Source organism: Amycolatopsis sp. NPDC023774, from assembly GCF_040639695.1.
In the GTDB taxonomy this organism is placed as follows: Bacteria; Actinomycetota; Actinomycetes; order Mycobacteriales; family Pseudonocardiaceae; genus Amycolatopsis.
In genome coordinates this window covers 1-24,541 of the sequence record NZ_JBFAAJ010000055.1, presented here as the reverse complement: position 1 = coordinate 24,541, position 24,541 = coordinate 1, and the positions used below count along the sequence as shown (strand labels likewise).

The 24,541-nt window shown below is 67.1% G+C and carries 30 protein-coding genes and 1 pseudogene; 13 read left to right on the top strand and 18 right to left on the bottom strand.

The features are described from left to right. Nucleotides 1-516: 516 nt before the first annotated feature. Together AB0F91_RS44735 and AB0F91_RS44730 are read left to right on the top strand one after the other, a co-directional pair. The gene (locus tag AB0F91_RS44735) at nucleotides 517-846 is read left to right on the top strand and encodes a hypothetical protein (RefSeq protein WP_360608184.1); all 330 of its coding nucleotides are present in this window, start codon (nucleotides 517-519) and stop codon (nucleotides 844-846) included. A gap of 33 nt (nucleotides 847-879) precedes the next feature. Continuing rightward, nucleotides 880-1,152 (top strand): hypothetical protein, encoded by a 273-nt coding sequence (locus AB0F91_RS44730; RefSeq protein WP_360608182.1) that lies wholly within the window; start codon nucleotides 880-882, stop codon nucleotides 1,150-1,152. A 388-nt stretch (nucleotides 1,153-1,540) separates the two neighbouring features. Here AB0F91_RS44730 and AB0F91_RS44725 read toward each other — a convergent pair whose 3' ends face one another. After that, nucleotides 1,541-2,590 (bottom strand): alpha/beta fold hydrolase, encoded by a 1,050-nt coding sequence (locus AB0F91_RS44725; RefSeq protein WP_360608188.1) that lies wholly within the window; start codon nucleotides 2,588-2,590, stop codon nucleotides 1,541-1,543. A 38-nt stretch (nucleotides 2,591-2,628) separates the two neighbouring features. Next, complete coding sequence (locus tag AB0F91_RS44720; RefSeq protein WP_360608180.1) at nucleotides 2,629-3,351, bottom strand: hypothetical protein; 723 nt, start codon at nucleotides 3,349-3,351, stop codon at nucleotides 2,629-2,631. A 121-nt stretch (nucleotides 3,352-3,472) separates the two neighbouring features. Between AB0F91_RS44720 and AB0F91_RS44715 the strand changes: the two genes are divergently transcribed. Beyond that, nucleotides 3,473-3,778, top strand: a complete 306-nt coding sequence (locus AB0F91_RS44715; protein ID WP_360607832.1) for a hypothetical protein — start codon at nucleotides 3,473-3,475, stop codon at nucleotides 3,776-3,778. A 195-nt stretch (nucleotides 3,779-3,973) separates the two neighbouring features. On the opposite strand, the gene AB0F91_RS44710 is transcribed toward AB0F91_RS44715, so the two are convergent. Next, on the bottom strand, nucleotides 3,974-4,771 hold the full coding sequence (locus tag AB0F91_RS44710; RefSeq protein WP_360608178.1) for a GAF and ANTAR domain-containing protein: 798 nt from the start codon (nucleotides 4,769-4,771) through the stop codon (nucleotides 3,974-3,976). 248 nt (nucleotides 4,772-5,019) lie between these two features. Further along, complete coding sequence (locus AB0F91_RS44705; RefSeq protein WP_360608176.1) at nucleotides 5,020-5,418, bottom strand: ATP-binding protein; 399 nt, start codon at nucleotides 5,416-5,418, stop codon at nucleotides 5,020-5,022. A 242-nt stretch (nucleotides 5,419-5,660) separates the two neighbouring features. Here AB0F91_RS44705 and AB0F91_RS44700 point away from each other — a divergent pair, with 242 nt between their 5' ends. Next, nucleotides 5,661-5,807 (top strand): hypothetical protein, encoded by a 147-nt coding sequence (locus AB0F91_RS44700; RefSeq protein WP_360608174.1) that lies wholly within the window; start codon nucleotides 5,661-5,663, stop codon nucleotides 5,805-5,807. A gap of 152 nt (nucleotides 5,808-5,959) precedes the next feature. Here the strand turns inward: AB0F91_RS44700 and AB0F91_RS44695 are convergent. Beyond that, a pseudogene (locus tag AB0F91_RS44695) lies at nucleotides 5,960-6,169 on the bottom strand (ATP-dependent DNA ligase); the annotation flags it as partial. A 536-nt stretch (nucleotides 6,170-6,705) separates the two neighbouring features. On the opposite strand from AB0F91_RS44695, the gene AB0F91_RS44690 reads away from it, so the two are divergent. Both AB0F91_RS44690 and AB0F91_RS44685 read left to right on the top strand, forming a co-directional pair. Then, nucleotides 6,706-10,029 carry an RHS repeat-associated core domain-containing protein gene (locus tag AB0F91_RS44690; protein ID WP_360608172.1) on the top strand — a complete coding sequence of 1,108 codons (3,324 nt, stop codon included), beginning with the start codon at nucleotides 6,706-6,708 and terminating at the stop codon, nucleotides 10,027-10,029. Between the two features lie 29 nt (nucleotides 10,030-10,058). After that, nucleotides 10,059-10,292 carry a hypothetical protein gene (locus tag AB0F91_RS44685; protein WP_360608170.1) on the top strand — a complete coding sequence of 78 codons (234 nt, stop codon included), beginning with the start codon at nucleotides 10,059-10,061 and terminating at the stop codon, nucleotides 10,290-10,292. A gap of 90 nt (nucleotides 10,293-10,382) precedes the next feature. Here the strand turns inward: AB0F91_RS44685 and AB0F91_RS44680 are convergent, their stop codons facing one another. The 3 genes from AB0F91_RS44680 to AB0F91_RS44670 all read right to left on the bottom strand — a co-directional run bounded on the left by AB0F91_RS44680 (nucleotide 10,383) and on the right by AB0F91_RS44670 (nucleotide 13,093). Beyond that, on the bottom strand, nucleotides 10,383-10,556 hold the full coding sequence (locus AB0F91_RS44680; protein WP_360608168.1) for a hypothetical protein: 174 nt from the start codon (nucleotides 10,554-10,556) through the stop codon (nucleotides 10,383-10,385). 18 nt (nucleotides 10,557-10,574) lie between these two features. Beyond that, entirely contained in the window at nucleotides 10,575-10,745 is a 171-nt protein-coding gene (locus tag AB0F91_RS44675; protein WP_360608166.1) for a hypothetical protein, read from the bottom strand. Nucleotides 10,746-12,103: 1,358 nt separating this feature from the next. Next, complete coding sequence (locus AB0F91_RS44670) at nucleotides 12,104-13,093, bottom strand: hypothetical protein (RefSeq protein WP_360608164.1); 990 nt, start codon at nucleotides 13,091-13,093, stop codon at nucleotides 12,104-12,106. 753 nt (nucleotides 13,094-13,846) lie between these two features. Between AB0F91_RS44670 and AB0F91_RS44665 the strand changes: the two genes are divergently transcribed. Beyond that, nucleotides 13,847-14,407, top strand: coding sequence for a hypothetical protein (locus AB0F91_RS44665; RefSeq protein WP_360608163.1), 561 nt, complete (start codon nucleotides 13,847-13,849; stop codon nucleotides 14,405-14,407). 284 nt (nucleotides 14,408-14,691) lie between these two features. Here AB0F91_RS44665 and AB0F91_RS44660 read toward each other — a convergent pair whose 3' ends face one another. From AB0F91_RS44660 to AB0F91_RS44640, 5 genes are all read right to left on the bottom strand, one after another. After that, nucleotides 14,692-15,324, bottom strand: coding sequence for a T6SS immunity protein Tdi1 domain-containing protein (locus AB0F91_RS44660; RefSeq protein WP_360608161.1), 633 nt, complete (start codon nucleotides 15,322-15,324; stop codon nucleotides 14,692-14,694). 32 nt (nucleotides 15,325-15,356) lie between these two features. Then, entirely contained in the window at nucleotides 15,357-15,986 is a 630-nt protein-coding gene (locus AB0F91_RS44655) for a hypothetical protein (protein WP_360608159.1), read from the bottom strand. 90 nt (nucleotides 15,987-16,076) lie between these two features. After that, nucleotides 16,077-16,700 (bottom strand): hypothetical protein, encoded by a 624-nt coding sequence (locus AB0F91_RS44650; RefSeq protein WP_360608157.1) that lies wholly within the window; start codon nucleotides 16,698-16,700, stop codon nucleotides 16,077-16,079. A gap of 183 nt (nucleotides 16,701-16,883) precedes the next feature. Next, complete coding sequence (locus AB0F91_RS44645; RefSeq protein WP_360608155.1) at nucleotides 16,884-17,081, bottom strand: hypothetical protein; 198 nt, start codon at nucleotides 17,079-17,081, stop codon at nucleotides 16,884-16,886. Further along, nucleotides 17,074-17,232 carry a hypothetical protein gene (locus AB0F91_RS44640; protein WP_360608153.1) on the bottom strand — a complete coding sequence of 53 codons (159 nt, stop codon included), beginning with the start codon at nucleotides 17,230-17,232 and terminating at the stop codon, nucleotides 17,074-17,076. The genes AB0F91_RS44645 and AB0F91_RS44640 overlap by 8 nt, the downstream gene beginning before the upstream one ends. A gap of 246 nt (nucleotides 17,233-17,478) precedes the next feature. On the opposite strand from AB0F91_RS44640, the gene AB0F91_RS44635 reads away from it, so the two are divergent. The 3 genes from AB0F91_RS44635 to AB0F91_RS44625 all read left to right on the top strand — a co-directional run bounded on the left by AB0F91_RS44635 (nucleotide 17,479) and on the right by AB0F91_RS44625 (nucleotide 18,515). Beyond that, entirely contained in the window at nucleotides 17,479-17,826 is a 348-nt protein-coding gene (locus AB0F91_RS44635) for a hypothetical protein (RefSeq protein WP_360608151.1), read from the top strand. After that, nucleotides 17,827-18,225, top strand: a complete 399-nt coding sequence (locus AB0F91_RS44630) for a hypothetical protein (RefSeq protein WP_360608149.1) — start codon at nucleotides 17,827-17,829, stop codon at nucleotides 18,223-18,225. Between the two features lie 74 nt (nucleotides 18,226-18,299). Next, entirely contained in the window at nucleotides 18,300-18,515 is a 216-nt protein-coding gene (locus AB0F91_RS44625; RefSeq protein ID WP_360608147.1) for a hypothetical protein, read from the top strand. A gap of 635 nt (nucleotides 18,516-19,150) precedes the next feature. On the opposite strand, the gene AB0F91_RS44620 is transcribed toward AB0F91_RS44625, so the two are convergent. The 3 genes from AB0F91_RS44620 to AB0F91_RS44610 all read right to left on the bottom strand — a co-directional run bounded on the left by AB0F91_RS44620 (nucleotide 19,151) and on the right by AB0F91_RS44610 (nucleotide 20,633). Continuing rightward, nucleotides 19,151-19,381: a hypothetical protein gene (locus AB0F91_RS44620; protein ID WP_360608145.1), complete on the bottom strand. Its 231-nt coding sequence runs from the start codon at nucleotides 19,379-19,381 to the stop codon at nucleotides 19,151-19,153. An 83-nt stretch (nucleotides 19,382-19,464) separates the two neighbouring features. After that, entirely contained in the window at nucleotides 19,465-19,689 is a 225-nt protein-coding gene (locus tag AB0F91_RS44615; RefSeq protein WP_360608143.1) for a helix-turn-helix domain-containing protein, read from the bottom strand. Then, on the bottom strand, nucleotides 19,686-20,633 hold the full coding sequence (locus AB0F91_RS44610) for a hypothetical protein (RefSeq protein ID WP_360608141.1): 948 nt from the start codon (nucleotides 20,631-20,633) through the stop codon (nucleotides 19,686-19,688). Before AB0F91_RS44610 ends, AB0F91_RS44615 begins: the two co-directional genes overlap by 4 nt. A 338-nt stretch (nucleotides 20,634-20,971) precedes the next feature. Here AB0F91_RS44610 and AB0F91_RS44605 point away from each other — a divergent pair, with 338 nt between their 5' ends. Beyond that, entirely contained in the window at nucleotides 20,972-21,736 is a 765-nt protein-coding gene (locus tag AB0F91_RS44605) for a hypothetical protein (RefSeq protein WP_360608139.1), read from the top strand. 350 nt (nucleotides 21,737-22,086) lie between these two features. On the opposite strand, the gene AB0F91_RS44600 is transcribed toward AB0F91_RS44605, so the two are convergent. Further along, on the bottom strand, nucleotides 22,087-22,329 hold the full coding sequence (locus AB0F91_RS44600) for a hypothetical protein (protein ID WP_360608137.1): 243 nt from the start codon (nucleotides 22,327-22,329) through the stop codon (nucleotides 22,087-22,089). Between the two features lie 64 nt (nucleotides 22,330-22,393). Then, a complete protein-coding gene (locus tag AB0F91_RS44595) occupies nucleotides 22,394-22,633 on the bottom strand; it encodes a hypothetical protein (RefSeq protein ID WP_360608135.1) in 240 nt (79 codons plus the stop codon). 146 nt (nucleotides 22,634-22,779) lie between these two features. Here AB0F91_RS44595 and AB0F91_RS44590 point away from each other — a divergent pair, with 146 nt between their 5' ends. After that, nucleotides 22,780-23,268, top strand: coding sequence for a hypothetical protein (locus AB0F91_RS44590; protein ID WP_360608133.1), 489 nt, complete (start codon nucleotides 22,780-22,782; stop codon nucleotides 23,266-23,268). A gap of 1,097 nt (nucleotides 23,269-24,365) precedes the next feature. Continuing rightward, the coding region (locus tag AB0F91_RS44585; protein ID WP_360608186.1) for a transposase at nucleotides 24,366-24,541 on the top strand (176 nt) is incomplete at its 3' end.

Below are 24,541 nucleotides of genomic sequence, written 5' to 3'. Positions count from 1 at the left end.
CCATCGGCGAGTACTCGTCCCCGCCGATGGGCAGCAGCACGGCCGGCTCGACCACGGCGAGCCGGAGCGGCAGTTCCGGCACGGGCATGTGTCCACGGGCATGTGTCCATCGTCAACCCCGTAACCCGCCCGTTGACCTATCTCCGTCGGGGAGCGATCCGTGCACTGCCGTGGAGCGGATCCAGGTCCAGCGGCGTTCGCGCCAGGCCGGGGCCGCGCCGCGGACGGAATCGGTGATTGCCAGGGAGTTCTTTGATGTGGTGCCGGCCTCCGGCGGCTGTCGGCAGCGCCGACACCACCTCGGCCCCGTGGCGCCCGCCCACATCAGGCGGCCCAGCAGCGATAGTCAGCTCGCGCCGGGCCGCTGGTGTGCTGCGTGTTCGAGGTGGCCGATCGCACGGCCGAAAGCCAAGGTGTAACGGCGCAACGGCGGTCGCCGGTTTAGACCTCGACGAGCCAATCGGGATCGCCGCGCGGAATCGGGCATATGCGCCCCTCAAATAGAAGCAGGGAAACGTGGGATTCATCAAGCAGGCCAAGGCTGACGCGCTGACCAAGGAAGCCGGGCGTGCGATCGCCGAAGGCCGGGCCGTGTTCACGCCGCGGCTGAACACACCGATGACGCAGCACGGGATGTCCGGCTCGATCGCCGGATGGGCCGAGATGATCGAGGCCGTCGAGGCACAGGGCTGGCAGCTGGCCGAGTGGTCGGTCACGCAGGACAAGAACGGCAGGCCGGAGGCATACCCGCTGTTCAGGCCGGCGGGCGCAAGCGCCGGGCGCCGGAGTGCCTCGGTAGTCGTCACGGGTCAGGCTGCAGCGCGCGGGCGTAGCGCTGCAGCCTGAGGCGACGGCTCAACCGCAAGGAGAACCATCGAGATGACCCTGAGCTCAGGCTTCACCGAGACGACACCGGCGCCGCGTTCGCGCAGCGTCAGCGGCCGGTTCGCGCGTGCCGGCGACGTGGTTCAGCAACCCGCCGGGCTCCGGCACGCGGTACGCGGCCAGGCCGACTATCCGTTGTGCGACAGCACGTTGCGCATTGTGGTCCGCATGAGACCGTTTGGGCCCCAAGTCGGCGGCATGAACCTCAGGACGTGCCCGCGCTGCGCGGCGCTGGCCGCCGACGTGCTCAACGCCGAACCGACGTAGGACCGGCGCCGGACTGCGAAGACGCCCGGCCCACCGGTCAGGCTCAGTGGGACCACGGCTCCAGGCGTGCTGGCCTCGGCCGCACCGTTGCGCCTCCGGCAGCACAACCATCGCGGCGCGCCCCGACAGCATCTGCACTTCTTCGTGCACAAAGCGTGAGAATCGCGAGACCCGGGTCACGTGATTCACAGCCACCCGCATCGCGCTCGCTGGGCGTGAGGCCCTCGGTCACCTGCTAACTCTGCCGAGGACTGGTCACCGACCGGCCCCGTATGACGAGCACGTCGGGACCTTCGCTTAGGGTGATCGGCTTCCTCTGCCTCGCCGCCTACGACTAGATCACCATCGCGTCGACGTCCCGCATCTGGCTGGGCAGGCGCCACAACGACTATCCAGCGCACATGCCGTTCGACGTCGTGCCGGTGGTGAAGAACTCGACGCCCTTCGCCCCGCACGGGATGCGGGCGAACGACGAATGCACGTCGTCGGCCACGGTCAGGAGCGCGCCGCCGACCCTCGCCTGCATCTCCCGCGCCCACGGGAACGGGGTGTTGGTCTCGAACTCGTGCCCGACGAGCTGCAGCGGGCTGGAGCCGCGCACGAGCTGCGTGGGCTGGGGCGCGAACGGCCAGCCGGCGCACCGCGCGTCGCCCCCCGGTTCGTAGGCGGCCACCGGAAACCGGGCGGCGAGTTCGAGCCCGTGCGCCCAGGCCTGGTCGATGTCGCGGGCGCCGGGGGAGTCGTTGCAGTTCACCGCGGCCAGGACGAACCCGATCTCCCCGTCGCGGTACCCGACATCGAAGCCGTTGCCGGCCGGCGCGGACGCGGGTGGCGCCGTGGTCGTCGGGGGCTTCCCGTCGCGGGCGGCGACGAGCGCTTGCGCGGCCGCGGCCCAGCCGGCACGCGGAGCGAGCAGTTGCCCGTTCGCCCAATGGTCCTCACGGTTCCCGTCGGCGAGTGGTTGCGCCGCGAGCCGGCTCCGCAGCGCGAGAAGCGCCTGAGTCACGGCCGGAGCGGTGCCGCCGAAACCGTATTGCCCATCGCGCTCGGCGAGCCAGCGGGTGAAGTCGCCGAAGTGGGCCTCGGACGCCGCGGCCTGGTCGTCGGACCGGGCGACCGCCTCGCCCGGCGCGAGCACGGAGTCGAGCAGCATCCGGTCGACGTGGCCGCCGAACAGGCTGCGGTAGGTGGCGCCGAGCGCCGTGCCCCAAGAATTGCCGAAGTAGCCGATCTTCTTTTCGCCGAGCGCCCGGCGGATCACGTCCATGTCCCGCGCGATGTTCGCCGTGGTCATCGACCGCGCCAGGTCGGGGTCCTTCCCGGCGCACGTGCGCACCCGGTCCGCGACGATCTTCGCCTGGTCCTTGAAGCGCTGCTCGGCGGGGTCGGTGCGGGGCGGACGCGGCACAGTGGCCGGGTCCAGCTCCGGGCAGAGGATCTTGTCGCTGTAGTCCGAACCGCGGATGTCGAAGCCGATCAGGTCGTGCGTGCGGCCGATCCCGGCCAGCTCAGTCCGGGTGAGCTCGTCGGGAAGGTCGTGCCCTGTTCCCCGGGGCCGCCCGGGTTGACGAGCACCACGCCTTGGCGATGCGCCGGATCACTCGCTCGGACCCGGCTGACGGCGATGGTGAGCTGCCGGCCGCCGGGCTGCCGGTAGTCCAGCGGTACGCGGACCGTCGCGCACTCGCTCGCTTCGCCGTTCGCCCAGCCTTCGGCGATTTTCGCGCATTGCTGCCACTGCAAGCCTTGCGCCGGTGGCGGCGCCACCGCCGTCGTGAACGGCACCGCCAGAACCGCCAGCACCACGGCCGCACCCTTGGCCACTTCGTCCGCCTTCCCGTCGTCGGTTTTCGTCGAGACCGACGGTGCCGGGCGGGTGTGCGCGGGCTGTCCGCGGCGCGTACCGGTTCGGTAACGGCTCAGCCGGCGCTCTCGCCGACGTCGAGGGTGTGGCCGAGGCGCTGCTGCTTGGTCCGCAGATAGCGCAGATTGTGCGCCGTGGCGGCCGCAGGGAAGGCCGACGCGGCCGACGATCTCGAGGCCGCCGTATTTGGCCGGGTTGCTGGTGATCAGGCGCAGGCGGGTGATGTCGAGGTCGGTGAGATTCTGGCGCGCGTCTCCCTGCTGCTCGACCAGGCCCAGCAACAGGCGGTGGTAATGCGCGATGACGCCGCCCGTTCCGATCTCGTCGCCGCGCACGGCTATCTCCTCGTAGTGCTGCGTCACCTCGGTGACAGTCCAGGCCCAGACGGGCGAGCACGAGAACTATTCGACGTTTGAGGAACTCTGATCAGCGGGTTCCCGCCCGCGCGGCGGGCCCGTGATCGTCGGCGGTGCGGGAACAATCCAGGTGGTGATCAGGGACATTTACATCGCGCTGCCGGAACCTGACGGCAGTTATCGAGAGCCGCCGTCGTTTGAGCTGGGTGTTTCGGTCGTAGGGGGTGTGGCCTATCTGGAACGCATGGAGCTGAGCGGGGACAAGGACCCGCAGCGCCGGCAGACGGGGCCCGCGATGACAGTCCCGGCGCAAGCGCTGCTGCGGGCGTTGCAGGCTGCCATCGCCGACGACGAATCATCCGCCGAGTTCCTTCGCGAGCAGGAGCAGACCCATCCCGGCACGTGAGTAAGCCGCCGGCGACACCGGTCCGTGGCTTGAGCGCACGCTCCGCGCGAAAACCGTTCCGCTGTCTGTGACGACGAACGCGGCACCAGCACGGCGAAAACGGCCGTTGTGGCGGGAGCGGATCCTGCCCGACTTCCACGATGCGGCGCGGGCCGTGGTGTGAACCGCTACGCGGACTGGGGAGCTCACCGCCGCTCAGTGCACGGGCAGGTCGAGTTCGGTGTGCCGGTCGGTGAGAGTCCGGGCGAGTTCGGCCAGTTTGATGTTGAGGTCCTGGGACGTGCGGCGGAGCAGGTCGAACGCCTCGTCGGCGGACACGCCACGGCGGGCCATGATGATGCCTTTGGCTTGTCCGATGACGTCGCGGCTCGCGATTGCCTTGCGGAGGTGGGCGACTTCCAGCTCGGCGCGGGTGACGGCGTCGGTCGTGGCCAGGGCCAGCGACGCGTGGGTCGCCAGCAGCAGGAGCACGTCGCGGTCGGCTTTGTCCAGGCCGTTGGTGGTGCGGGAGTAGACGTTGAGCGCGCCGACCGACGGGCCTTGCGGGGAGCCGGGGATCAGGGCGGTGGAGATGACGGCGTGGATGCCGAGTTCGGTGGCGGCCGGCGCCCAGCGTGGCCAGCGGGGCTCCGTGGCGAGGTCGGGTGCGACAGCGACGGCCGGCCCGGCGGGGTCCGCGGCTTCGACGCACGGTCCTTCGCGGAACCGGTACTGCAGGCGGTCCAGTTCGAGGGCGACCTCGTCGGTCTCCCCCGGGGTGTGGAAGGCGCCGTCGCGGCCGATCAGGGTAAAGCTCGCCAGATCGGCTGAGGGGACCATGAGGGTGGTCGCCTCGAGGATCCGCCGCAGCACGTCGTCGACGGTCGGGGCGGTGAGCAGCCGGGCCGTCAGTTCGGCGAACTGCCCGGCCAGCAGGCCGGGGCCCTCAGCGTGCTGATATTTGTCCTCGGCGAAAAGGGCCTTGTCGCGTTGCCATTCCTGCTCACTGGTCATGCCGGTCTTCCTGTCTGCGCCCGGCGAAGACGGCCGGCTGTGCCGCCCCGCTGAAGCCAACGTTACCGACACGGTGAAGGAGCCAGTGCGCCTGTCGAGCACCGCGCGGGCCGACCGGACCGGGGTTTTACTACCGGCGCACACCACCAAGCCTGCTTGGTCATGCCGGGTCACCACGTCCCACCGAGCGGCGTGATCTGACCCTGGGGGTGGCGATACAGATCGGGGCAGACGTGGCGCTGGCCGGCCTAGCCGGTGGCGTGGTCGTGGGGGAGTTGCCAGCGCATGGTGACGACGGTGCCTTGAGTGGTCGGGGTGATCTCGGCGTGGTCGGCCAGCAGGCGGATCAGGGATAGTCCTCGGCCGCGGAGCGGGTCGGGATCGGGCTGGGGCCGCCAGCGGCCACGGTCGGTGACGGTGGCGGTGACGCGCATGGCCTGGTCGTCGTGGTGGGTGTGCAGGTCGACCGTGCCGGTGGTGCCGTCGGGGTAGGCGTGCTCGGCGGCGTTGACCAGGGCCTCGTAGACGGCGAGCTCGAGATCGACGATCAGCTCTTGCGGCAGGCCGCGGCCCCGGGCCCAGGCGGCGAGAGCGTGGCGGAGGGTGGAGGTGTCCTCGATCCGGGCCGGCTGGTGCAGGTGCAGCACCGGGGGCGCTGGGGCATCGCCCGCGGCACTCGCCGGGAGCGCGCGGGTTTCTGGCGGTCTTCGCGGCTCAGCGATCTTGTCGGGGTGCATACCATGATGTACCCCCTCGGCGGCGTGGGCATGCAACTCCACCTTCGGCGTTGTCCGCACCACGTTCGGGTTCACCCACCACGCCCGTTTGGAGAGTTCGCACCCTCTGTGCCCGGTGAGCTGGCTGTGCCCGGTGAGCTCGCGTCTGCTTCGTGGCACATCGTTCGAATTCGTTCGGTCAACGGCTGTTATGCCCGGGTTGTCGCCAGGAGATCGCCACCGCGCCGCTGGCCTACGAAGTCGCGCTCGCCAACGCCAAGAAGCTGTCCGGTCAATACACGACCAGCCAGTACCGCTGATCGAATTGCGCCGCACGCAGGTGTTTACCGGGCTGCGCCGGGGGTAGGGCGGGGTTGGCGAGCCGGTGAATCTCCCGCTGGGTGGGTGCGGCCCGCCCCGGTGAGTGGCTCGGTCAAGCAGCGTGCCGCAGCCACCCACGCGGCGGGCCGGTTTATCGGGTGGGCAGCGCGATCCGGGTGTCGTGCAGCTCGGCCAGCAGGTCGCCGTGCTCGGCCATGCGCTGCAGCACGTCGCCGGCGGTGAAGGTCAGCTCGGCTGGGGTGCGGCAGGCGCGGACCTCGTCCCAGGTGATCGGAGTGGACGCGGTCGGGGCGTCGCGCCCGCGCAGCGAGTACGGGGCGATGGTGGTCTTCGCGACGTGGTTCTGGGACCAGGCTTCCGCTGCGGAATGGCGTCGACTCCCAAAACGGGCTGTGGGCCGCCATTGCTAGAACTTATCCGCGGTTGCGTCTTTGGTTATTTAGTTTGGCGATTCTTGATCAATTTCGTGACCATGTAGACGCAGAATATGACCAAGATGGATGCGAGAGCGATATTGCCCACTGTGCGGTCAACGATGGCAAAAGCGACTACAGCCGCAGTCCCTGCAATGGCAAAGACTACAAAAGCGATCAGCGTTGCCCGCGTCATCTAGCGTCCCCAATCTATGCGCAGCTGATGATAGTGTTTCCCGTTGTAGTAACATAAGCGTCGGCCAACCCGGCCGCGGCAGGAAGCCCAACGCCGGCCGTTGAGGCCGCAACAACGGTGAAGACGGTAGTCGCCACAACAATACCGAGGATCGACTCCGCCCCTGATTGGTACAGGCTGTGTCGGCACCAGACGGGTCGCTGCCGTTGATGGGGTCGCCGGCGGCAGACTTAGCGCGCCACGTCGCAGCTGGCCACAGATCGACCAGTGCAGCCACGTGCGCTGGATCATCTGGCTCACGCCGACCGTCGGGAACAGTCGGGCGAATGGGACTTATCGGATGCTTGCTGTGACGATGTCAGTGTCGCCGACGATGGTCTGTTCTGCACGATCGTTTTGCCGCGTGGCCGGTGTTCTGGGGTGATCGTTGACCTGAGGAGATCGGCGTGTTCGGGGGCGCGGTTCAGGCTGCACGCACTTCATTCGAGGGGAAGAATGTTGAGGCATAGATCTGCGTTAGCTGTTACGGCTGTGACGTTGGGGGCGCTGGTGGTCGCTGTACCGCAGGTGGCGTCCGCCGAGGCGCACACGGTGGCGCCGCCATCCACGGTGTGGATCCCGCCGGCCACGGTGAACCGCACACCCACGGGTGGCCAGCCGCCGGTCGCGGCCTGGCGCCCCGGTTACAAGCCGGGTTTCGGGGCGGCGGCGGTGTCGTCGTGCGGGGCGAACGAGACCGGGCTGCTGCCGCAGTACCCGCTAGAGCGGTTTCAGATTTCGGATCGGATGGAGGCGCTGGTCAACACCCATGACGGGAACCTGACCATCACCCAGCGCCAGCTCACGATCAAGGGCACCGGCGAGAACCTGTCCCTGAGCCAGGTCTACAACAACCAGCGCGCCGGCACCGGCAGCTTCGGCACCGGCTGGACGCTGAGCCACGGCCAGGACATCGGGCTGACCTTCACCGGCAGTGATGTGGTCCTGCACGGCGACTCCGGCTACTGCGCCACCTTCGTCCACCAGGCCGACGGCAGCTACACCGAAGCCCCCGGAACCCACGCGTCGCTGTCGAAGGGATCGGACGGCAAGTACAGCCTGATTTTCGACGCCTCGAACGAGCGCTGGACCTTCAGCCCGGCCGGTTGGCTGTTGTCGCAGGCCGACCGTAACGGCAACACCGTCACCCCGCGCTACAACGTCGATGGCACCACGGCGTCGATCACCGACTCCCAGGGCCGGGTCACGACCTTCGCCTACGACAACGGGCTGGTGTCGGCGATCACCGACCCGACCGGCACCACGGCGGCGACCTACACCTACAACACCGCCGGCCAGCTGAGCGATTTCACCGACCGCTCCGGTACCTCGATGCACCTGACCTGGTGGCCCTCGGGGGACTTGCAGACGATTCAGGACCCGAACGGTAAGACCTACACCTTCACTTTCGACACCTCGCATCGCGTCAGCAAGGTCTCCGTGCCGCGGGACGCGGGGCCGGCGGACACGATCTTTGGCTATGGCAGCGGGCAGACCACCGAGACCGACCCCAATTCCCACTCGGTGACCTACCACTACGACGCACAGGGCCGCCAGACCTCGGCGGTGGACGCGCTCGGCCACGAGCAGAAAGCCACCTGGACCGCCAACAGCGATGTCGAGACCACCGTTGACGGGTTGAACAACAGCACGACCAACACCTACGACCCGCTCAACAACCTCATCGGCACCCAGTTGCCGACCGGGGCGAAGACCACCGTGGGCTACACCGACACCACCCACCCGCACCTGCCGACCACGGTCACCGACCCGGCCGGGGACAAGATCTCCCGCACCTACGACGACGCCGGAAACGTCAAGACCATCCACTCCGACGGGCTCAACGCCGACCTGCAAACCCTGACCTACTACCAGCCCTCGGGGTTGGTGGACACCAGCACCGACGGCAACGGCCACACCACCAAGTACGACTACTACAGCTCCGGGGACCTCAAGACCATCACCCCACCCACGCCGCTGGGCACCACCAGCTACACCTACGACTCGCTCTCCCGCGTCGCCTCGGTCACCGACGGGCGTGGGATCCGGCTGGACTACGGCTACGACAAGCTCGACCGCGTGGTCTCGGTGACCAAGCACAGCACCAATGTGGTGCTCGAGGCCAACACCTACGACAACAACGGCAGCCTCAAACGCCGCGAAACCGCCGCCGCGGTGCACGCGTTCACCTACGACACCGGCGGATTGCTGCGCACCGACACCCGCAGCGACGGCACCACCCCGAACGAGGTGCTCTCCTACACCTACGACCCGGCGACCAACCTCAAGACGATGACCGACCCGGGCGGCACCACCACCTACGGCTACGACGCCGCCAACCGGCTCACCTCGCTGGCCGACCCGTTCGGGCAGACCACGACGTTCGGCTACGACAACGCCGACCGCCGCACCACCGTCACCTGGCCCGGCGCGGGCAGTCAAACCAACGGCTACGACAACTCCGGCCGCCAGACCAGCCTCACCGTCAAAAACACCGCCGGCACCCAGCTGCTGCACACCACCTACAGCTACACCCGCGCCGACGGCGCCGACTCCGACCAGATGCAATCCAAAACCGATGCCTCTGGCACAACGAACTACGCCTACGACACCCTGCAACGATTGAAGACCGCCGGTTCGACCAGCTTCGGCTATGACAATGCCGGCAACATCACCACCTTCGGTGCGACCACGTTGACCTACAACGCCGCTGATGAACTGGTCAACGACGGGCGCACCCGCAGCTACGACACCGCGGGCAACCTCACCGGCGCCACCAGCCCGACCGAGACCTACAACTACAACGACACCGGCCAGTACACCTCCTCCACCGACGCCGCGGGCAGCAGCTTCACCGCCACCTACGACACCCTCGACCAAACCCAGCCCCGCACCCTGACCTTCCACACCGCCGGGGCCGGCACCACCACCGACCAGTTCACCACCACCGCCCTCGGGTTGACCCAGGCCGTGCACAACGGGGCCCGCACCAGCCTCGCCCGCGACCCCCAGGGCACCATCGTCACCGAGAAAACCCCGACCAGCCGCTACAACGTGGTCACCGACTACCAAGGCAGCGTCGTCGCCCTCATCTCCACCACCGGAACGCTGGCCGCGAGCTACCGCTATGACCCCTACGGCGGCAACACCGGCACCGGCAGCGCGGCCGGGGACAACCCGTTCCACTACCTCGGCCAATACCAATACGGCGCCGACATGCTGCTGGGCTACCGCTGGTACTTTCCCGGCTGGGGCCGCTTCCTCACCCCCGACCCCACCGGCCAAGAAACCAACCACTACGCCTACGCCCACAACGACCCCATCAACAACAGCGACCCACGAGGCGACGTGAGCGGGTGGGATATCGCTCAGGCAGCAGTCGGCTGCCTCGGCGGCATCGTGGGCGCCTACCAGTCGTATGGCGCGCTGGCCACCTACACCGCTAGCGTAATCGGCCCGCTCAGCGAGGGCGTCGCACAAGGCCTGCTCCTGGCGACCGGATGTGCCGCCGGGGCGTTGGGGCTGAAATTCACGCCCAACCCGAACGCGTAACCGTCGATCCGACATAAGGAAGGACCGCAATGCCAGACAACGACAGGTCACCCGCCAGCAGTACTCCGCCGCCTCCAGGAGCCTTCTGGGGTGGCCTGTCGCTTGTCGTCTTGGCCCTCGTTGGCCTGGGAGTTGCCATCGCGGCCATCTCCGGAGCGATCGGCGGCGCGACGATCATCTACATCATCGCCGGATTCGTTCTGGCAATCTGTGGGGGAACACTGGGCAGCATGATCTTGTATGCCTGGAACCGGAACAGATAGCCCCATGAACACCTCACGCTGGGGCCGACGGTCTCGGCCACTCCTTATCGGTATCGCGGTGTTCTGGGCAGTCGCCGCCGGCATCACCATCTACAACGCCGTCGCCCATCCAAGCGGAGCCACCATCGCCAGCGCGTCAGTCTGTTCAGTCTTCGCAGCGTCGTTGATCACCATGACCGTGATCAACGAAAAAAGTGCCCGAAGGCGGTAGTCGTACACGCCCAATGAGCAAGACTTGCTGGGTCCAGACAGCTCGATCACCACGCGGTTCTCCAGTGCCTCCTACAGCTGCCGGTTTCCCTCGGCGAGCACCTCCGAGGGATCAACGTCCTCCGCCGCGTGCCGAGGCGCTGACACAGACCAGGCTGTTTGCTGAGCGCACACCACCAGGTCGCCGTCCTCGTCGTCGGCCATCGCTGCCTGCAGCGCGTGCAGCAGCGACGCCGCGGGCACCACGAGGGTGCCGTCGCCGGGGGTGCGGAAGGATCACCGCGCCCGGGAAAAGTCCCGGGCGGGTGGGTGTCCTCGTCGCGGACGTGCGGGTATGCGACGAGGACCAGCCCCGGGCGGTGGTCACCACTCGCGCCAGTGCTGTCCGGTCTCCGGGTCCGCGGTCCGGGGGGTGTTCCCTGCACCAGGCAGCTGGAGCAGGGAACACCGAAGTCGCCGCCGACCAGCTCGATGCCGTCGTGCGGCAGCGCGGTGCCGCAGCGCGCGGTCATGGTGCCGGTCTGCTCGGCGAGCGCGGGGGAGGGCACGTAGTGCACTTCGCGGTCGGTCTCGCCGCAGATACGGCCGGTGGGCAGTGCCGCGCCGCGGCGGAGGCGGACAGCGACGACGCCGGCGGCGAAGCGCTTCGCGTGAGGCGTTGTGTTGAAGGTGGGGGCGGTCATGACGTGGGAGTCCTCACTCGATGGCGTGATGTCAGGGTCAAGCCGCGCAGACCGGTGTAATTTGATGGGCCGCGCGGGAGGTTAGGTCTTCTCGTGCATCAAGGGTGCGGGGCCAGCCCGAAGGCCGGCCCCGCGTTGCGAGGTTCGGTTCCTTGGCGGGAACCGTTTCTCAGCCGATCAGGGAGCGAGCCTGATCAGCGGTGGTGGCCAGCAGGACGAGCAGGGGCATGGTGAACACCATGATCACCGTGCACCCTCGCCTGTTGGCTTCCTTCCGGTGCTTTCCCAAAGGGGATCTCCTTCCTGACTACCGGCCGCGGGCGCGGCGCGGTCGCTCTCGCCGTGTGCGAGAGACGTGTGTGCAGCCCCGGCCGGCCCGCGAGGCCGCGCGCCGACGGTGGTGCGGCCCGCAGGGACCACGGGCACGTGGCCGGGCACAGCCAGGCCAGCAGGTACGGGACCTGCGAAGACGACGAAGACATGACTCATCTCCTGATGAAGGGGAAGTGTTGGATCGGAATGCCGGGATGTCGTCCGGCATACGAGAACGCTAGCGGTTTCGCGCCGGTTCGCGAAAACCCTTGAACGCAGTTCCGAGCCGAGCGGATTAGTTTCCACGGTAAGCGGCGAGTGGAGTTCCGCCGGGCCGATCAGCCGCACATATCCCGATAGTCGGACGGCTATTTCCGCAGGTCAGCACCGAATTTATCGGTCGATTCGGCTCTGGGAGTGAAGCGGGACTGAAAACGCGGGACTGAACCGGGACTAAAAGAATTCCCCCGGGACTGAACTCGGGAGTAAAACACGGGCCACCACGATCAGGCGAGGCGTCGCGCGGTCGCCGACCTGGGTGCGGGCATGCTTCTGGGCTGGTACCCGGATCGCGGGTACCAGCCCAGAAGGGAACGAAAGGCCTGGTCAGGCCGGTGGTGTCGCCGCGGTGGAAGTGATCGACATCGTCCAGCCGTTGCGGTGCAGCGGCAGGCGTGTCAGCTTCTTCCCGCCCTTGCCCACGCCGTAGAGGGCCTGGTGGATGAAGGCCGGGGTCAGTCCCTGCGCGGCCAGCGCGTCTTCGGCCGCCTGTGCCAGCGCGTGGTTCTGGGTCGTGAGCTGCCAGACCATCTTCTCCAGCTCGACCATCCGCTTGCTCTGCTGGTCGTAGGCGTTTTTCGCCGCTCGCCAGTCGCGCACGACGTGCTTCAGCACCGACCAGATCTCCTGCGCGTTGTGCTCGCGCGGGAGACGTGGCGCCGGTTCAGTCCCGCCGGTGTCGCCGACGACGACCGCGCCCAACGGCACAACGTCGGTACTCAGGGCGGCCCGTTGCCGGGCGATCGCGGTGGTGATCACCGTGGTCGCCACGACGGGCGGGCCGACCCAGGCCGGTGTGACCATCCCGCCCGAGTAGCCCGGCGGCCGCGGGTCCCCGGTCGCCCGGCAGTACAGCGCCGCGGCCTGTGGCAACAGCACCGGCAGCTGCTCGGCCGGCAACGCCGCGGTGAGCAAGTCGGCAATCTGCTGCCATCCGGGGATCCGGTCTGCGCCCCGGCCGAGGAATTTGGAGATGGTGCGGCGCAACGGATCCAGCGTCTTCCCGTGGCACCAGTGCCCGGACGTGGCGCCGTGGGCCCTGATCAGCTTCTGGTAGGCGGTGGTGAGCGCGCCCTCGTCGTCGACCAGGCACGCCAGGCAGAACAGCCGCAGCGTGCAGTCGGGCTCGCGCAGCCGCCCGCCCGGGTTCTTCTCGGTGCGCGCGTTGGTGAAGTCGTCGGTCGAGGTCAGCCCGGTCAGGGCATGGCGGCCTCGTTTCCGGCGAGGTTCCGGCGGTGGTGCCGTCGGGAAGACCGGGCCTGCTGAGTCGGCGCCCGGTCCTGGTTCGGTGTTTCCGTGCGCGTCTGACCTGCGCATCGTGTTGTCCTTTGCCTGGAGCTCCCCCGCAGCGCCGTTGCCCCGCGCTGCCCCTCGGCCCCGAACCCGAGGGTGTCAAGGGAGAAACGAATAGTTCCGTTTCAGTCCCGCGCACGCGCCTCGTGCTGCGGGTTCCCTCGCGGCTGTGAATATCCCTCCCAGTGACGTGGTCAGCAATTTCTACGGGCTACGAATTTCGTAGCCCGCCCCCTTCTTGGGACAGTGGGCGAAACTGTCTCGCGCGCCGGATCGCTCATATCTCAAGTCGATCACAAGCTACTGGTTACTCGCGGGAAACGTGCGGTGGGGACACTCGGTTCCGCTCGAAGGCGTCGATTCTAGCCCACGATTACCCCATTCGGAGCAGGCGGCGTCACCCCGTGGGAGCACGAACTCGCCTGTGCAACTCTGGCGGGTGACCAGGCAGAGCCCTGCGGCACGGTGGTGCTCCCTGGTCACTGACACGGGCGATGCGGCGAACGCGGCCAGTCACGCCACCCGCGCCCAGGTAGGCCCCCGGTCTGGCCCTTCCGGCGGCGTGGTAGCGCTGTCGCTGATCATGACGTGAAGCCGTCACGTCCGGCGGGGCGGCGGGTCGTGTGTGACGGCTTCGCGTCATCGCGGGCGCGGCGTCGGCGCCAGGCTGCGGTTCGGCACGCGGACGAGCAGTAGCGCGCGTCGACGCGAGCGTTCTCGTGTTCGGGCCAGGACCGCCGGTCCGGGGTCTGGCGGATTCGCTGGGAAGATCCGGGTATGACAGAGAACCCTTTCGGTGCGGGCCTCGAACAGCGCCATCGGCTTACTGCGTTGCTGGGGATCGTCCAGTCGGAGCTCGTCGCGGCTGGCCTGCCGGTGGTGCCCGAAGCGAATCCGGCTGGAACGGCCGGCGCGATCGCTTATGTTGATATGCCTGATCTGCGGGGTGTGCTGGTCGATTGGAAGGTCGGCGACCTCCTCGCCGACGCGGCGCAAGAAGCGTGGGGAGACGATCCGCACCGCGAGGGCGAGGAGGTCGCCGCGTTCTCACGGTTGAGGTCCGCGATCGGCGAGGCGATGCGGGAGGCGCTGTTCGCGATCCTCACGGCGGTCGGGCTGGAGGTCGAAAGGACCGCCAACGACTACGCGCCGAACGAGCTCTTGGTCACGGGCCGCCTGGCCCAGTCGCCGTGGAGAGCCCGGCGCGACGCCCAGGTGTTGGCGCGGCACGAAAAGATGCGTACGGCCCACAACGAGCGGCACGCGGCCGAATGCCCGAACCCCGACTGCGAGGTCCATGGTCCGATCCGCGATCGGATTGCCCGTCGTGAACAGTGAGGCCGTTGGCGGCCAGGACGCCCTCGGCGCGGTACGGCCGTGGTGTCGGATACACCGGGCTGCGTAGCCGGCGCGGGCGATCCGGCCGGCAGCTCAGGGCGCGAGCGAAACGACTTCAGCTGGCCGGCCGTGCCAACGACACCGCGACCTGCTGCGTGACGAGACAGCTCCTCGTCAAGCTCAGCCAGAGCGGCCGCTACCGCGGTCAGCACATCCTTCGCTTCGGTCATCCTCGACGGGCTACTCGCCAGCACCCGCATCCGAGCCGCCCTCGACAACGCCGGCTAACGCTTCGTGACCGCGTTGATCGCGGTCCCCGGCGCCAGACTCAGCGCGCCACGTCGCAGCTGGCCACACATCGACCAGTAGACCTCCAGGTCGCTGACCTCAAGGTTCTCGATCATGTCCTGGCCGCCGAGGAACAGTGGGACTCGGTAGCCCACGCCCTGGTCGCGGCGCAGCGGCACAGAGTCACTGTTGACGGCTGACCACGAGTCGAAGAATCCTGTTGCCAATGCGACGTCTGCGTACTCGACAAGTTCTTCGTCGTGGAATGCCGCGAACGGCAGCGGGATCTCCAGAGCCTCGCCCGTTCCCGGCTCGAGTAGGAGGACCTGGGGCTGCCCATCCACGGTGCGGCCGGAGTCGACGGCGAACTGCCGCCCGAGCCAGTCGTAGCCGAACGGGCAGACGCGAGTCGCGTACTCGGCGAACGCCTCCGCGATCAGCGTCAACGCCTGCGCGCCAGACGTGTGGTCGTGGACCCGGTACAGGCCGCCTCCGAAGGTCGCTCCGGCGAACTCCGAAGCGAAGTCGAGGTAACCCTCGACACCGACGAGCCGTTCGTGCTGCCACGTCGAGCCAGCCGGAACCGCGTCCCGAAGCGGGGCGTACTCGGCGCGGAAACGTTGGAACATCCGAAGTCCTCTCACCAGATCATCACCGATATTCAGTACGACCATTCCCACCCGACGTTGCCGTTCGGGAAGTAGCCGGAGCTCTGGGTCACCTGGACCTTGCCGGTGTCGTATGGCGTGGCGAACGCGATCTGCCCCGTGTAGGCGTGGCCAGGCACGTAGGTCGACGGCAGCTTTTTCAGCGGCGTCACGCACCTGTCCGTCTCGATCACTCTCGTGCCGATCGTGCCAGTGGTCGAGAGGGAGAACGGGTTGATCACGCCGGGCAGGACGATGAACGGGCCTAAGCGCTGCCCCGCGACCTTGTCGGTGTAGGTCGTCACGGTGACGTCCAGGACGACCGTGTGCCTGCTTACCGCGCGATGGCTGGAGGGGTCGCACGTCGGGTCCACGCTGATCTTCGTGATCCAGAAATCGACCACCGCACTGCTGCCGTCCCTGTTGGTGATTCCGACTCGTTCCCCGACCTTCTTCGCCAGGTAGGTGGCCGCCGCCCCAGTCGCCGGTGCGAACTCCGGCGGTGTGATGGGCACGATCTCCGGGTGGGCGTGGGGCGTGATGGCGGGCGGCGCGTGGGCGGCGGGCGTCGCGTGGGCACCGCATGCGGTCAGGCCGAACGCGGCGACCGCCGTGGCGGTGAGCAGGACGAAGCGTCTGGACAAGTCGTAATCCCTTGGTCGAGTGTGCTGGTGGTAGCCGGGACTGCTGGCCAGACGACGGGCCGGGGCCCTCTCCTGCCCATCAGGCGGTGATCAGTACGACCATTCCCACCCGAGGGTGCCGTTCGAGAAACCGCCGGAAGGGCCAGTCAGCTGGAGCTTCCCACTCTTGTCCGGCGTGGCGAACCCGATCTGCCCCGTGTACGTGCGGTTGGGCGCGTACGTCTGCGGCAGCTCCTTCAGGTTCGACCGGCACATGTCCGTCTCGGCCTGGTCAGTGACGCCGCTGCTGCCGGTGGTCGAGAACGCATACGGGTTGATCAGACCCGGCAGGCTGTCGAAGGCGCCGCCACCCGGCTGCCCCGCGTCCTTGTCGACGGACGTCTTCACCGTGACGTCCAGGACCACCGTGTGCTTGCCGGCCTCGCGCGACATGTACGGGTCGCACTTCGGGTCCACGGTGATCTTCGTGATCCAGAAGTCGACGGCGTCGCTGCCGTCCGTGTTGGTGATCCCGGCGCGGTCTCCGACCTTCTTCGCCAGGTAGGAGGGTTCGGCGGACGTCGGAGCAGCAGCGGCGGGAGAGGCGGCGGTCACGCTCGCGGGCGCCGGCGCGTTGGGGAAGCTCGGGGCGGTTGGGGTCGCGTTGGTGCCGCACGCGGTCAGGCCGAGCGCGGTCACCGCCGTAGCGGTGAGCAGGAGGAAGCGCTTAGACATTTCGTAATCCCTTGGTCAAGTGTGCTGCTGGTTGTCGGAAAGGTGGGCACATCTGTTACCGCGGGTGTCGCGCCTGCTCAGTGGCCCCGAAGGCGTTCGCATCGCCATCTGATGCCGATCCGGGGGAGGGGTGTACCCGCGTTGATCAGCGGCCGCACCCCTCGCCCGTGGTGCCGGCGGTGGCTACTTCTGGTTGAGCTGCCAGACGTGGGCGGTGCCGGCGCCCGCGGTCCTGTCGAGAACGGCCCCGGCGGTTGCGTCGCGGATCGCCGCGGCGAGATGCCCGCCGCAGACCGTGTTCTCGTCGCCCGAGATCGGGGCCCGGACGACGAACTTGGCACGCAGCCCGCACGCCGGGCGCATGCAGTACACGTCAGCCACGGCTCACCGCCAGCGCATCCAGCGTCGCCACAACCGTGAACTCCGGTCGCTCGTTGCCGTGGTCAACGACCAGGTACCTGCCGAGCGGCTGGGCGAGAGCGGCGAGTTTCCGCGCGCCGACCCAGCGCTCCACCCGGTAGCCAACGAGCAATTTTGGCGGTTCAAATTCCCTGGCTTCCGTGCGCCCAATGGGGCATTCTACTGAATTGTCAGAATTGTTTCAATTGATCGCAACGGCTTAGTCTGACCAGGTGAGACTTAGGGGATATCCGGCATCCTTGTTGATCTGGAGTGCGGATTGAGGAAGTCTGGGGCCGGGGAGGTAATCAACTGGGGACATCACTGCACAACGTACTCTTGCGCCCTCCTCAATTCAGAACATCGGGCGAGGAGCAGAATGAAGAATCTTGGGAAAATGGCCGCTGTGGCACTTTTGTCTGCGGCGGGTCCACTGATCTTTGCGGCCCAGGCTGACGCAGCACCTCAGTCGCCGCTTTCGCCGAGTGATGCTGCACCTTCATGCGTAACAATCTACGCAACGGACAGCGGGGCAACATACGTCGATTTCGAGCTCGAAAACTTCTGCAACTTCACTGTCCGCGTTCACGTAATTGTCGACCAGGGGCGGATTCGCCGTGCGTTACCCTGGAGCCCAATGACTACTTCGACGGCACGGGAGCCGGATTTTTCCCCTCAATCAATCGCGTTGAAAACTGCTAAATACCAGATGCTTAAAGATAAATAGATGCGCAATCTGACCATCGGCTTTGCCATAGCCGGATTAGCTACAACTGGATTTATCGCGTTGTCGCCATCTGCTGACGCAGCCCAACGTGACGTTTGGGCGGGTCACCATCCGGTCACTGTACTCCGCACTGAATCGTCATCAGATGCAGCGCCATCCAGCAACACCGAGTTCTCGCCCCAAGAAAATGCCCCAGTCTGCATTGAAGTCACCCATGAAGACCAGAGCGCATTTTCGGATACCGTCTACCTAATAAATGAGTGCGCGACGACCGAAAGAATCAGATTAATTATGGACCGTGGTGGCGATAGTGACTGCGAGACCATGTTCCTGCATTCCGGGTGGCAATTTACTTCCGACGGCGTTGCCCCAAGGCTCAATCACATCGAGTTGTGCTGAATCACTGCCCAGGCTGGGTCATTTCTGGCCTCCACCCTGGCGGCGGCCCATGGTGGATCTGGCCGCTGACTGGAATGAAGATTACGACAATCGAATATACTACAATAGTAGTCGAAATCAAGATCGCCAGCCAGACTACCCAAGATTTAACCCCGATCGAGCCACGCTTCAGCCCGAAAAGCCCGCAAGCAATTGAAGCAAGGCAAAACACAATACATGCCGGGAAAGCCCAGAAGGAGGTTAAAGCCGCCCCTAGCAGCAAACCCACAGATGACATCGCCAAAGCTTGACCTGATATTTTACCCTCGCGAAGTGTCTCCATATGTGGGCTACCTCCCCTCCGGCAACACTGCGTCGGTCCGAGCAGTACTCGACCGACTATACGTGGAAGGTCAACGGTCGCTAGTCCGATTTGGGCTGTATATCACGATTTGATGGTTTTAGCGGTTTCAACCTCAGCGGGCCTGCAGGTGTCGCCTTGCAGGCCCGCTGCAGAGTCCTCGCTATCGTACGGTCAACGTTTGCGATGCGCACGATGGCTGGAATACAGCGGCCGAGGTGTCCGGGGACTCCATCAGCCAGCAGCCGGCGTCGACCCCCATGTGCTCACCCGGAAAGAGCAGCTGCCGATGCATGCCGTCAGGCTGGTGGGGGCACGGGGCGTCCTCGTCGACATCGAGGCTGCACCCGCAGGTGGTGATCGCGCACCACGTGTCGGTGTGGGTCGGCACCGGGCAGCTCAGCGACCAGCCCTCGCCGTCGATGGTCGGGCAGTGCGGGGCCGGCTGCCGTCGCTCCGGCGTCACGCGGTCGCGCCCTTCTCCTCGGTGATCGTGAACGACACGATCTCGCTGCGGTCGCTGCTGCGCTTGGCGAACCCGACGCGGCCAGCCAGCTCGAGGCGCACATCCCGCTCCTCGATCTCCTAGACCAGGGACACGAGACGGCGGATCCGGACGCCGAGCTCGACCCTGGTGACCACGCCGGCCGTCCACGGGGACAGCTTGCTGATCGGCTCCGCCGTGAACCGGACCGTGTACTCGGTCTTGGGTGAGTCGTAGGCCAGGCGGATGACCGCGGCCGCGATCGCGCCGAGGTGCAGCGGACCCTCGTCGGTGCCGCCGAGCATCCGATACCCCTGATTCGCGCGGCCCATGAACTCGTGCCGTGGCTGGGGTTCGTCCCGGCCGACGTGCGCGCGGCGCCCGGGCTTGAGTAGCAGCGGTACAGCCGTTAGCGCTAAGGCAGGGAATGCTGGTCAGGGGCGGTGTGTTCGGCCGCATTGGCGGCCGGGGCGCGGTGTATGACGCGGTGGATGGTGGAGCGGCCGACGCTGTATTCCTCGGCGAGGTCGGCCAAGGAGACCTCACCGGCGGCGTAGCGGCGGCGGATGGAGCGTTGCGCGACTCGGGCAACTTGGGCTGTTTGCCTCGCAGTTTGCCCTTGCGTTTGGCGAGATCTCACGTGAGCGCTGCGGCGATGGTGGGGAGCACGTCAGCGAGGTTGCGCAGGCGCACGTGCGCCGCATGCTCGGCAACGAAGGTGCGCAGCGGCAGGTCGCCGCTGCCGTATCGGGCTTCGTAGCGGGCGCGCTGGTGACGCGACGCTCGCGATAGCAGACCATCAACGGAGCTGGTGCTGGTTCGGAGGAACCGGAGTGGCTCGGTGCCCACCACCCACAGTTCAGGGCGGCGGCCGGAGTCGTCCAGCGCGAGGTGGACGAGGTCTGTGACGACGCCGCGTTTGCGCATCATGTCCCCGCCGGACCAGACGGCGACCTTGAACTCGGCGACGCGGCGATCGGTCTCCAGGTCAAACGGACGTGACTTGTCGTTGCCCGGACCCAGTGACGGTCGGTTGGCGACCACTTCGCCCTGTTCGAGGATTGCTGGAAGCGCGAGGGAGATGACCGCGGCGTGGATGACATCGCTGATCCGGCCCACATCGCGGCGCACGATCAGCGCGGCCTGCAAGAGCAGTTCGGTAAAACCGGCTACCTCGGCCACACGGGCAGCGGCGGCACGGTCGGCGCCAAGCAGCGCATGCTCAAGCTCGCTCATCCCATCGGTGAGCGATCTACTACGCAGGAACGCAACGAGCTTCGCAAACGCGGCGCCCGCCTGCTCAGCCGTTGGGTGCGCTGCCGAATCCGGTTCGGTGACGACAACAGGCGGCGTGTCCGCGCTGGTGAGAAAGCCGAGCCGATGGAACAGTGACCGCGCGGTCTGCGAGGTGAACGAGGAGCGGCCGACGCTGAGTACCACCTCGAGCGCCTGCTTGACCGGAAATCTCGTCCCGGTGACCTCGACCCAGTGCGTCTGGATGGGCTCTGGATCGAGGCCCCGAACTCGCTCAACCACGGTGGGTGCATCCAGGTCGAACTGGTCGCCATTAAGGACGAACCGCACGACATCCCTCCAGCCGAGAGCAATGGGCACGCACCGTACCGCGGGCAGGTTGCCTTGCGGTCCTCCGCGCCGCATCACCCGAGACGAAACGCGCCATCCTTGAGCGTGTGGCGGCGCGGTATCCCGGCCTCGGTCCCACGACAACACCGAACCGGAGCATCACGCCAGCACCGTGAAAAGGAGGCACCGGGCGCCGCATGCGGCCGGGGGCCTCCTTTTGTGCCGGGCCGTCCGACCTTGCAGAATGCTGATCACATGGGGGCGGGGAGGATCCGCCGACGTTCGCCGGTCGTCAGACCACGGCGCGAGACTGTGCAGCAGGAAGGCGGAACCCGGAGATGACCTACCCACCTCAGCCGGGGCAGGGTGGCCCGCCCGGCCCCTACGGCCAGGGCTGGCAGCAACCCGGCCCGGGGTGGCAGCCGGGATGGGTCCCCAACGCTCAGCAGCAGCCCGGGCAGGCCCCGAACACGCAGCAGTACGCACAGCGCTATCCGGGGGCCCAGTCGTACCAGCAGCAGGGCTGGGACCCCAACCAGCCGTACGGCGGGGGTTACGGCGGCGGCTCGCAGCCACCGAAGAACAACAAGACCGGGCTGTGGATCGCCATCGCCGTGGCCGTGGTGATCGTGGCGACGCTGGGCATCACCGGGTTCGTCGCGCCGGGCTTCTTCCTGAGCAAGGACTCCTCGAACACCACGGCGCAAACGCGGAACCCCGCGCCGTTACAGACGTCGCGGCCGACGACAGCACCGTCGGAGCCAGGCCTGCCCACCAACCAGACCGCGGTCCCCGGCACCGGCGGCTCCTCATCGGCCGATGGCCAACAGTTCCTCGGCGACTTCGTGGCCAAGCTCAACGCCAAGGACGCCGCCGGCGCTCTCGCCATGGGATGCGATGGCATGGAGCTCTTGAAGGACGACGTCAATAAGGTCACCGGCGGGGAGCCGCAGCTGACGGTGAAGTACTACAGCAGCAGCACCACAACCCTCTACGCGCACCTCGGCGGTTCGCTATCCGGGAAAGACATCAGCGGCTCGGTGGGCGCCACCAACCTCGACGGCAAGTGGTGCGTCCAGGGCCTTGGCGTGGTGGACTACTGACGCGTCCGGTCCCGACTGTTGTGGATCGGAGGACACGGTGACCGAGAACGGCTCGGATGGCCACTCGACTGCGCACCCGGAGAATCCGCGACACGGTGCAGCGCGATGACCTCCTGGACCCACAGCCCCGAATCCTCGCACTCCTTCGTACACCTGCCCGCGCACGCGGACTGACCGCGAGACACGAGGGGGTCGTTCTCACCTGGCGTGCATCTGACGCGGCGCGGAAAGCACGGAAGGGAGGAGCGCCAGGTACGTCTCGTGGGGCAGCACATTGAGCGGTCCGTGTTTGTCTTCGCAGCGTTCCAGCAGCATGACCGCGCGCCGGCTGGTCGCGCGTCGGCATCCGGCTACACCGCCAGATTCGGCCACGGCGCGGCCAGGGCAATGTCCAGTTCTCGGAGACGCCGGGAGAGATCGCCCGGGTCGGGCCAGCCCGGCCAGACGGGATCGTGACACAACTCGGGATCCCGCAGGAGCCCGCCCAACACCGCCTGCTCAGCCGCGGTGAGCAGGCGACCGTTCCGCGCGAGCCAGTCAGTAATCCGTGCGGGATCCTCGCTCCGCGCGCTGCGAACCAGCCAGACGAGCACTCTGGTGGCATTGCTGTACTGCTTGGACAGGTCGGCGACCGCTGAGCGCGGGCTCTCGGCCGAGTCAGTCCCAGTAGTTGAAGAGTACTTCGCCCAAGTCCGCCGGAGCCCAGTACTTCAGGTCGGCCGAGTGGAGTCCGGGCCACTTCCGCGCGTCGAACGGTCCCGCCAGATCGGCCGGGGTGAGCACCTGGAACGCTGGGAACTCCGCCAGCACGGCGAGCAGGTCGGGAGCGTCGACGAACGTCAGTGGTCCCACGCTGACCAGGGTCGCGTCGATCGCCCGTGGCTCGGCGACCGCCACGGCAGGTTCCCTTCGGTCCCTCGTGCACACGATTGACAGGTGATGGTCGCTGTAGTCGATCACGCCCTGGTGGAAGTTCGGCGTAACACTGTCGGCGATCCGGAACTCGACGAGCCGGCCGCCGGTGCGCCGGGCCGCTTCGTGGCATGCTCGGCGGAATTCGCGGAGGTCGACCATCGCGCGACCCTATCGGCTCGACGCGGGTTCGTAACGCCGGCAACCTCACCACCGTCACCCCGCCCACCCCGCTGGGCACTACCACCTACACCTACGACTCGCTCTCCCGCGTCGCCTCGGTCACCGACGGGCGCGGGGTCCGGCTGGACTACGGCTACGACAAGCTCGACCGCGTCGTCTCGGTGACCAAACACAGCACCAATGTGGTGCTGGAGGCCGACACCTACGACAACAACGGCAGCCTCACCCGCCGCGAAACCGCTACTGCGGTGCACACCTTCACCTACGACACCGGTGGCCTGCTGCGCACCGACACCCGCACCGACGGCACCAGCCCCACCGAGGTACTGAGCTACACCTACTCCCCGGCCACGAACCTGAAGTCGATGACCGACCCGGGTGGCACCACCACCTACGGTCGCGCGCCGGGTGTCAGAGGGGCGGGCCCTTCGGCGTGAAGGTCAACTCCCAGCCCGGTCGGCCTCGGCGTATTCGGCCGCAGCCAGGTACGGGGCTGGGCACGGCGATTGGCGCGTGCTTCGCCGGCCCCTTTCTAGTTTCTTTACCGCCGTGCCACTGGCCCCGGCGCCCGCGGATGTACGGCCTGCGGACCGCGCGCCGGCGGTGGACGCCAGCGTCGCGATGAGTACCCCGGCGACAATCTTGGCCACGAGCACCAGCGCGACCAGCACCAAACGGGTGCTGTCGGCTGCAGTCCCTGCTACCGGGGGGCGTTGCAGGCCGGGCCGGCACCGGTTAAGACCACGACGCTGACGATGGTGGGCGGCGCCACGCGCCATCGAAGTGGCCCCCCGGACCGTGGTTTCGACTGGTCGGGCACCAGGCGCATCGGCCAGGCCGAAGGCCCGCGAACCGGCGCCGTCTGGTGCGATGACTAAACCGGAGCAGGCGAGCCGGGCAATGCTCCGCTAGCTTCGCGATCGGTGTTACGTAGATCGTCCTGTGCTGCTTCTTCAAACGCAGCACGTAGCGAGCGGCGTTCGGCATAACTCAGTGGAGTTCTCGACTCGCCCCGACGTTTGGAGTTCCTGGTTAGGCCCTTCGCGTATTTATAGGCAGCTTCGCCCGCGCGCTGCGAGCCAAGCAGTTGTATGGCGGCCTGCGCGGACCACATGTCATGGCGTGCCTCGTCCAGACGTGTGTTCGCCTCAGTATCATCGGCCGACCAAGCCGAAGAAGCGTCGTCATATGCACTAGCGTTGACCAGCAGACGGATGTAGCAGTCACGTCGTTGCTCAGTGAGCCACTTCGCGTGCTCAGCGTGCTCGCGCTGCGAAGCTTCTTTCGTGGCCCGCTTATCTGCAGCACGTTGAGTCCATAGAACTCCGCCCAGACTCAGCGTCGGAGACAGGATTGCCAAGAGCAAGGTGAGCCACAACGGAGCGGTTGCCTGCATCTATGAGCCTTTCGTCTGGGTGTCCGGGCTACCGCGCGATGATTCGATCAAGGCAGGCGGTGGGCGGCCGCACCGCAATGGCTCTTTAGAGCGTGTCTCACTTGGATTTTGGTTGACGTCCGGGCAAGATCGTGAATTGTGATGGATGAGTTGTCACGGCGGCTGGTGCCGGACGAGTTGTGGGCGCTGGTCGAACCGCTGATCCCGGCGGGAAAGGCACGCCCACAGGGCGGTGGAATGTCGCGTGTGGACGACCGGGCAGTGTTCACCGCGATCGTGTTCGTGCTGACCAGCGGGTGCGCCTGGCGACACCT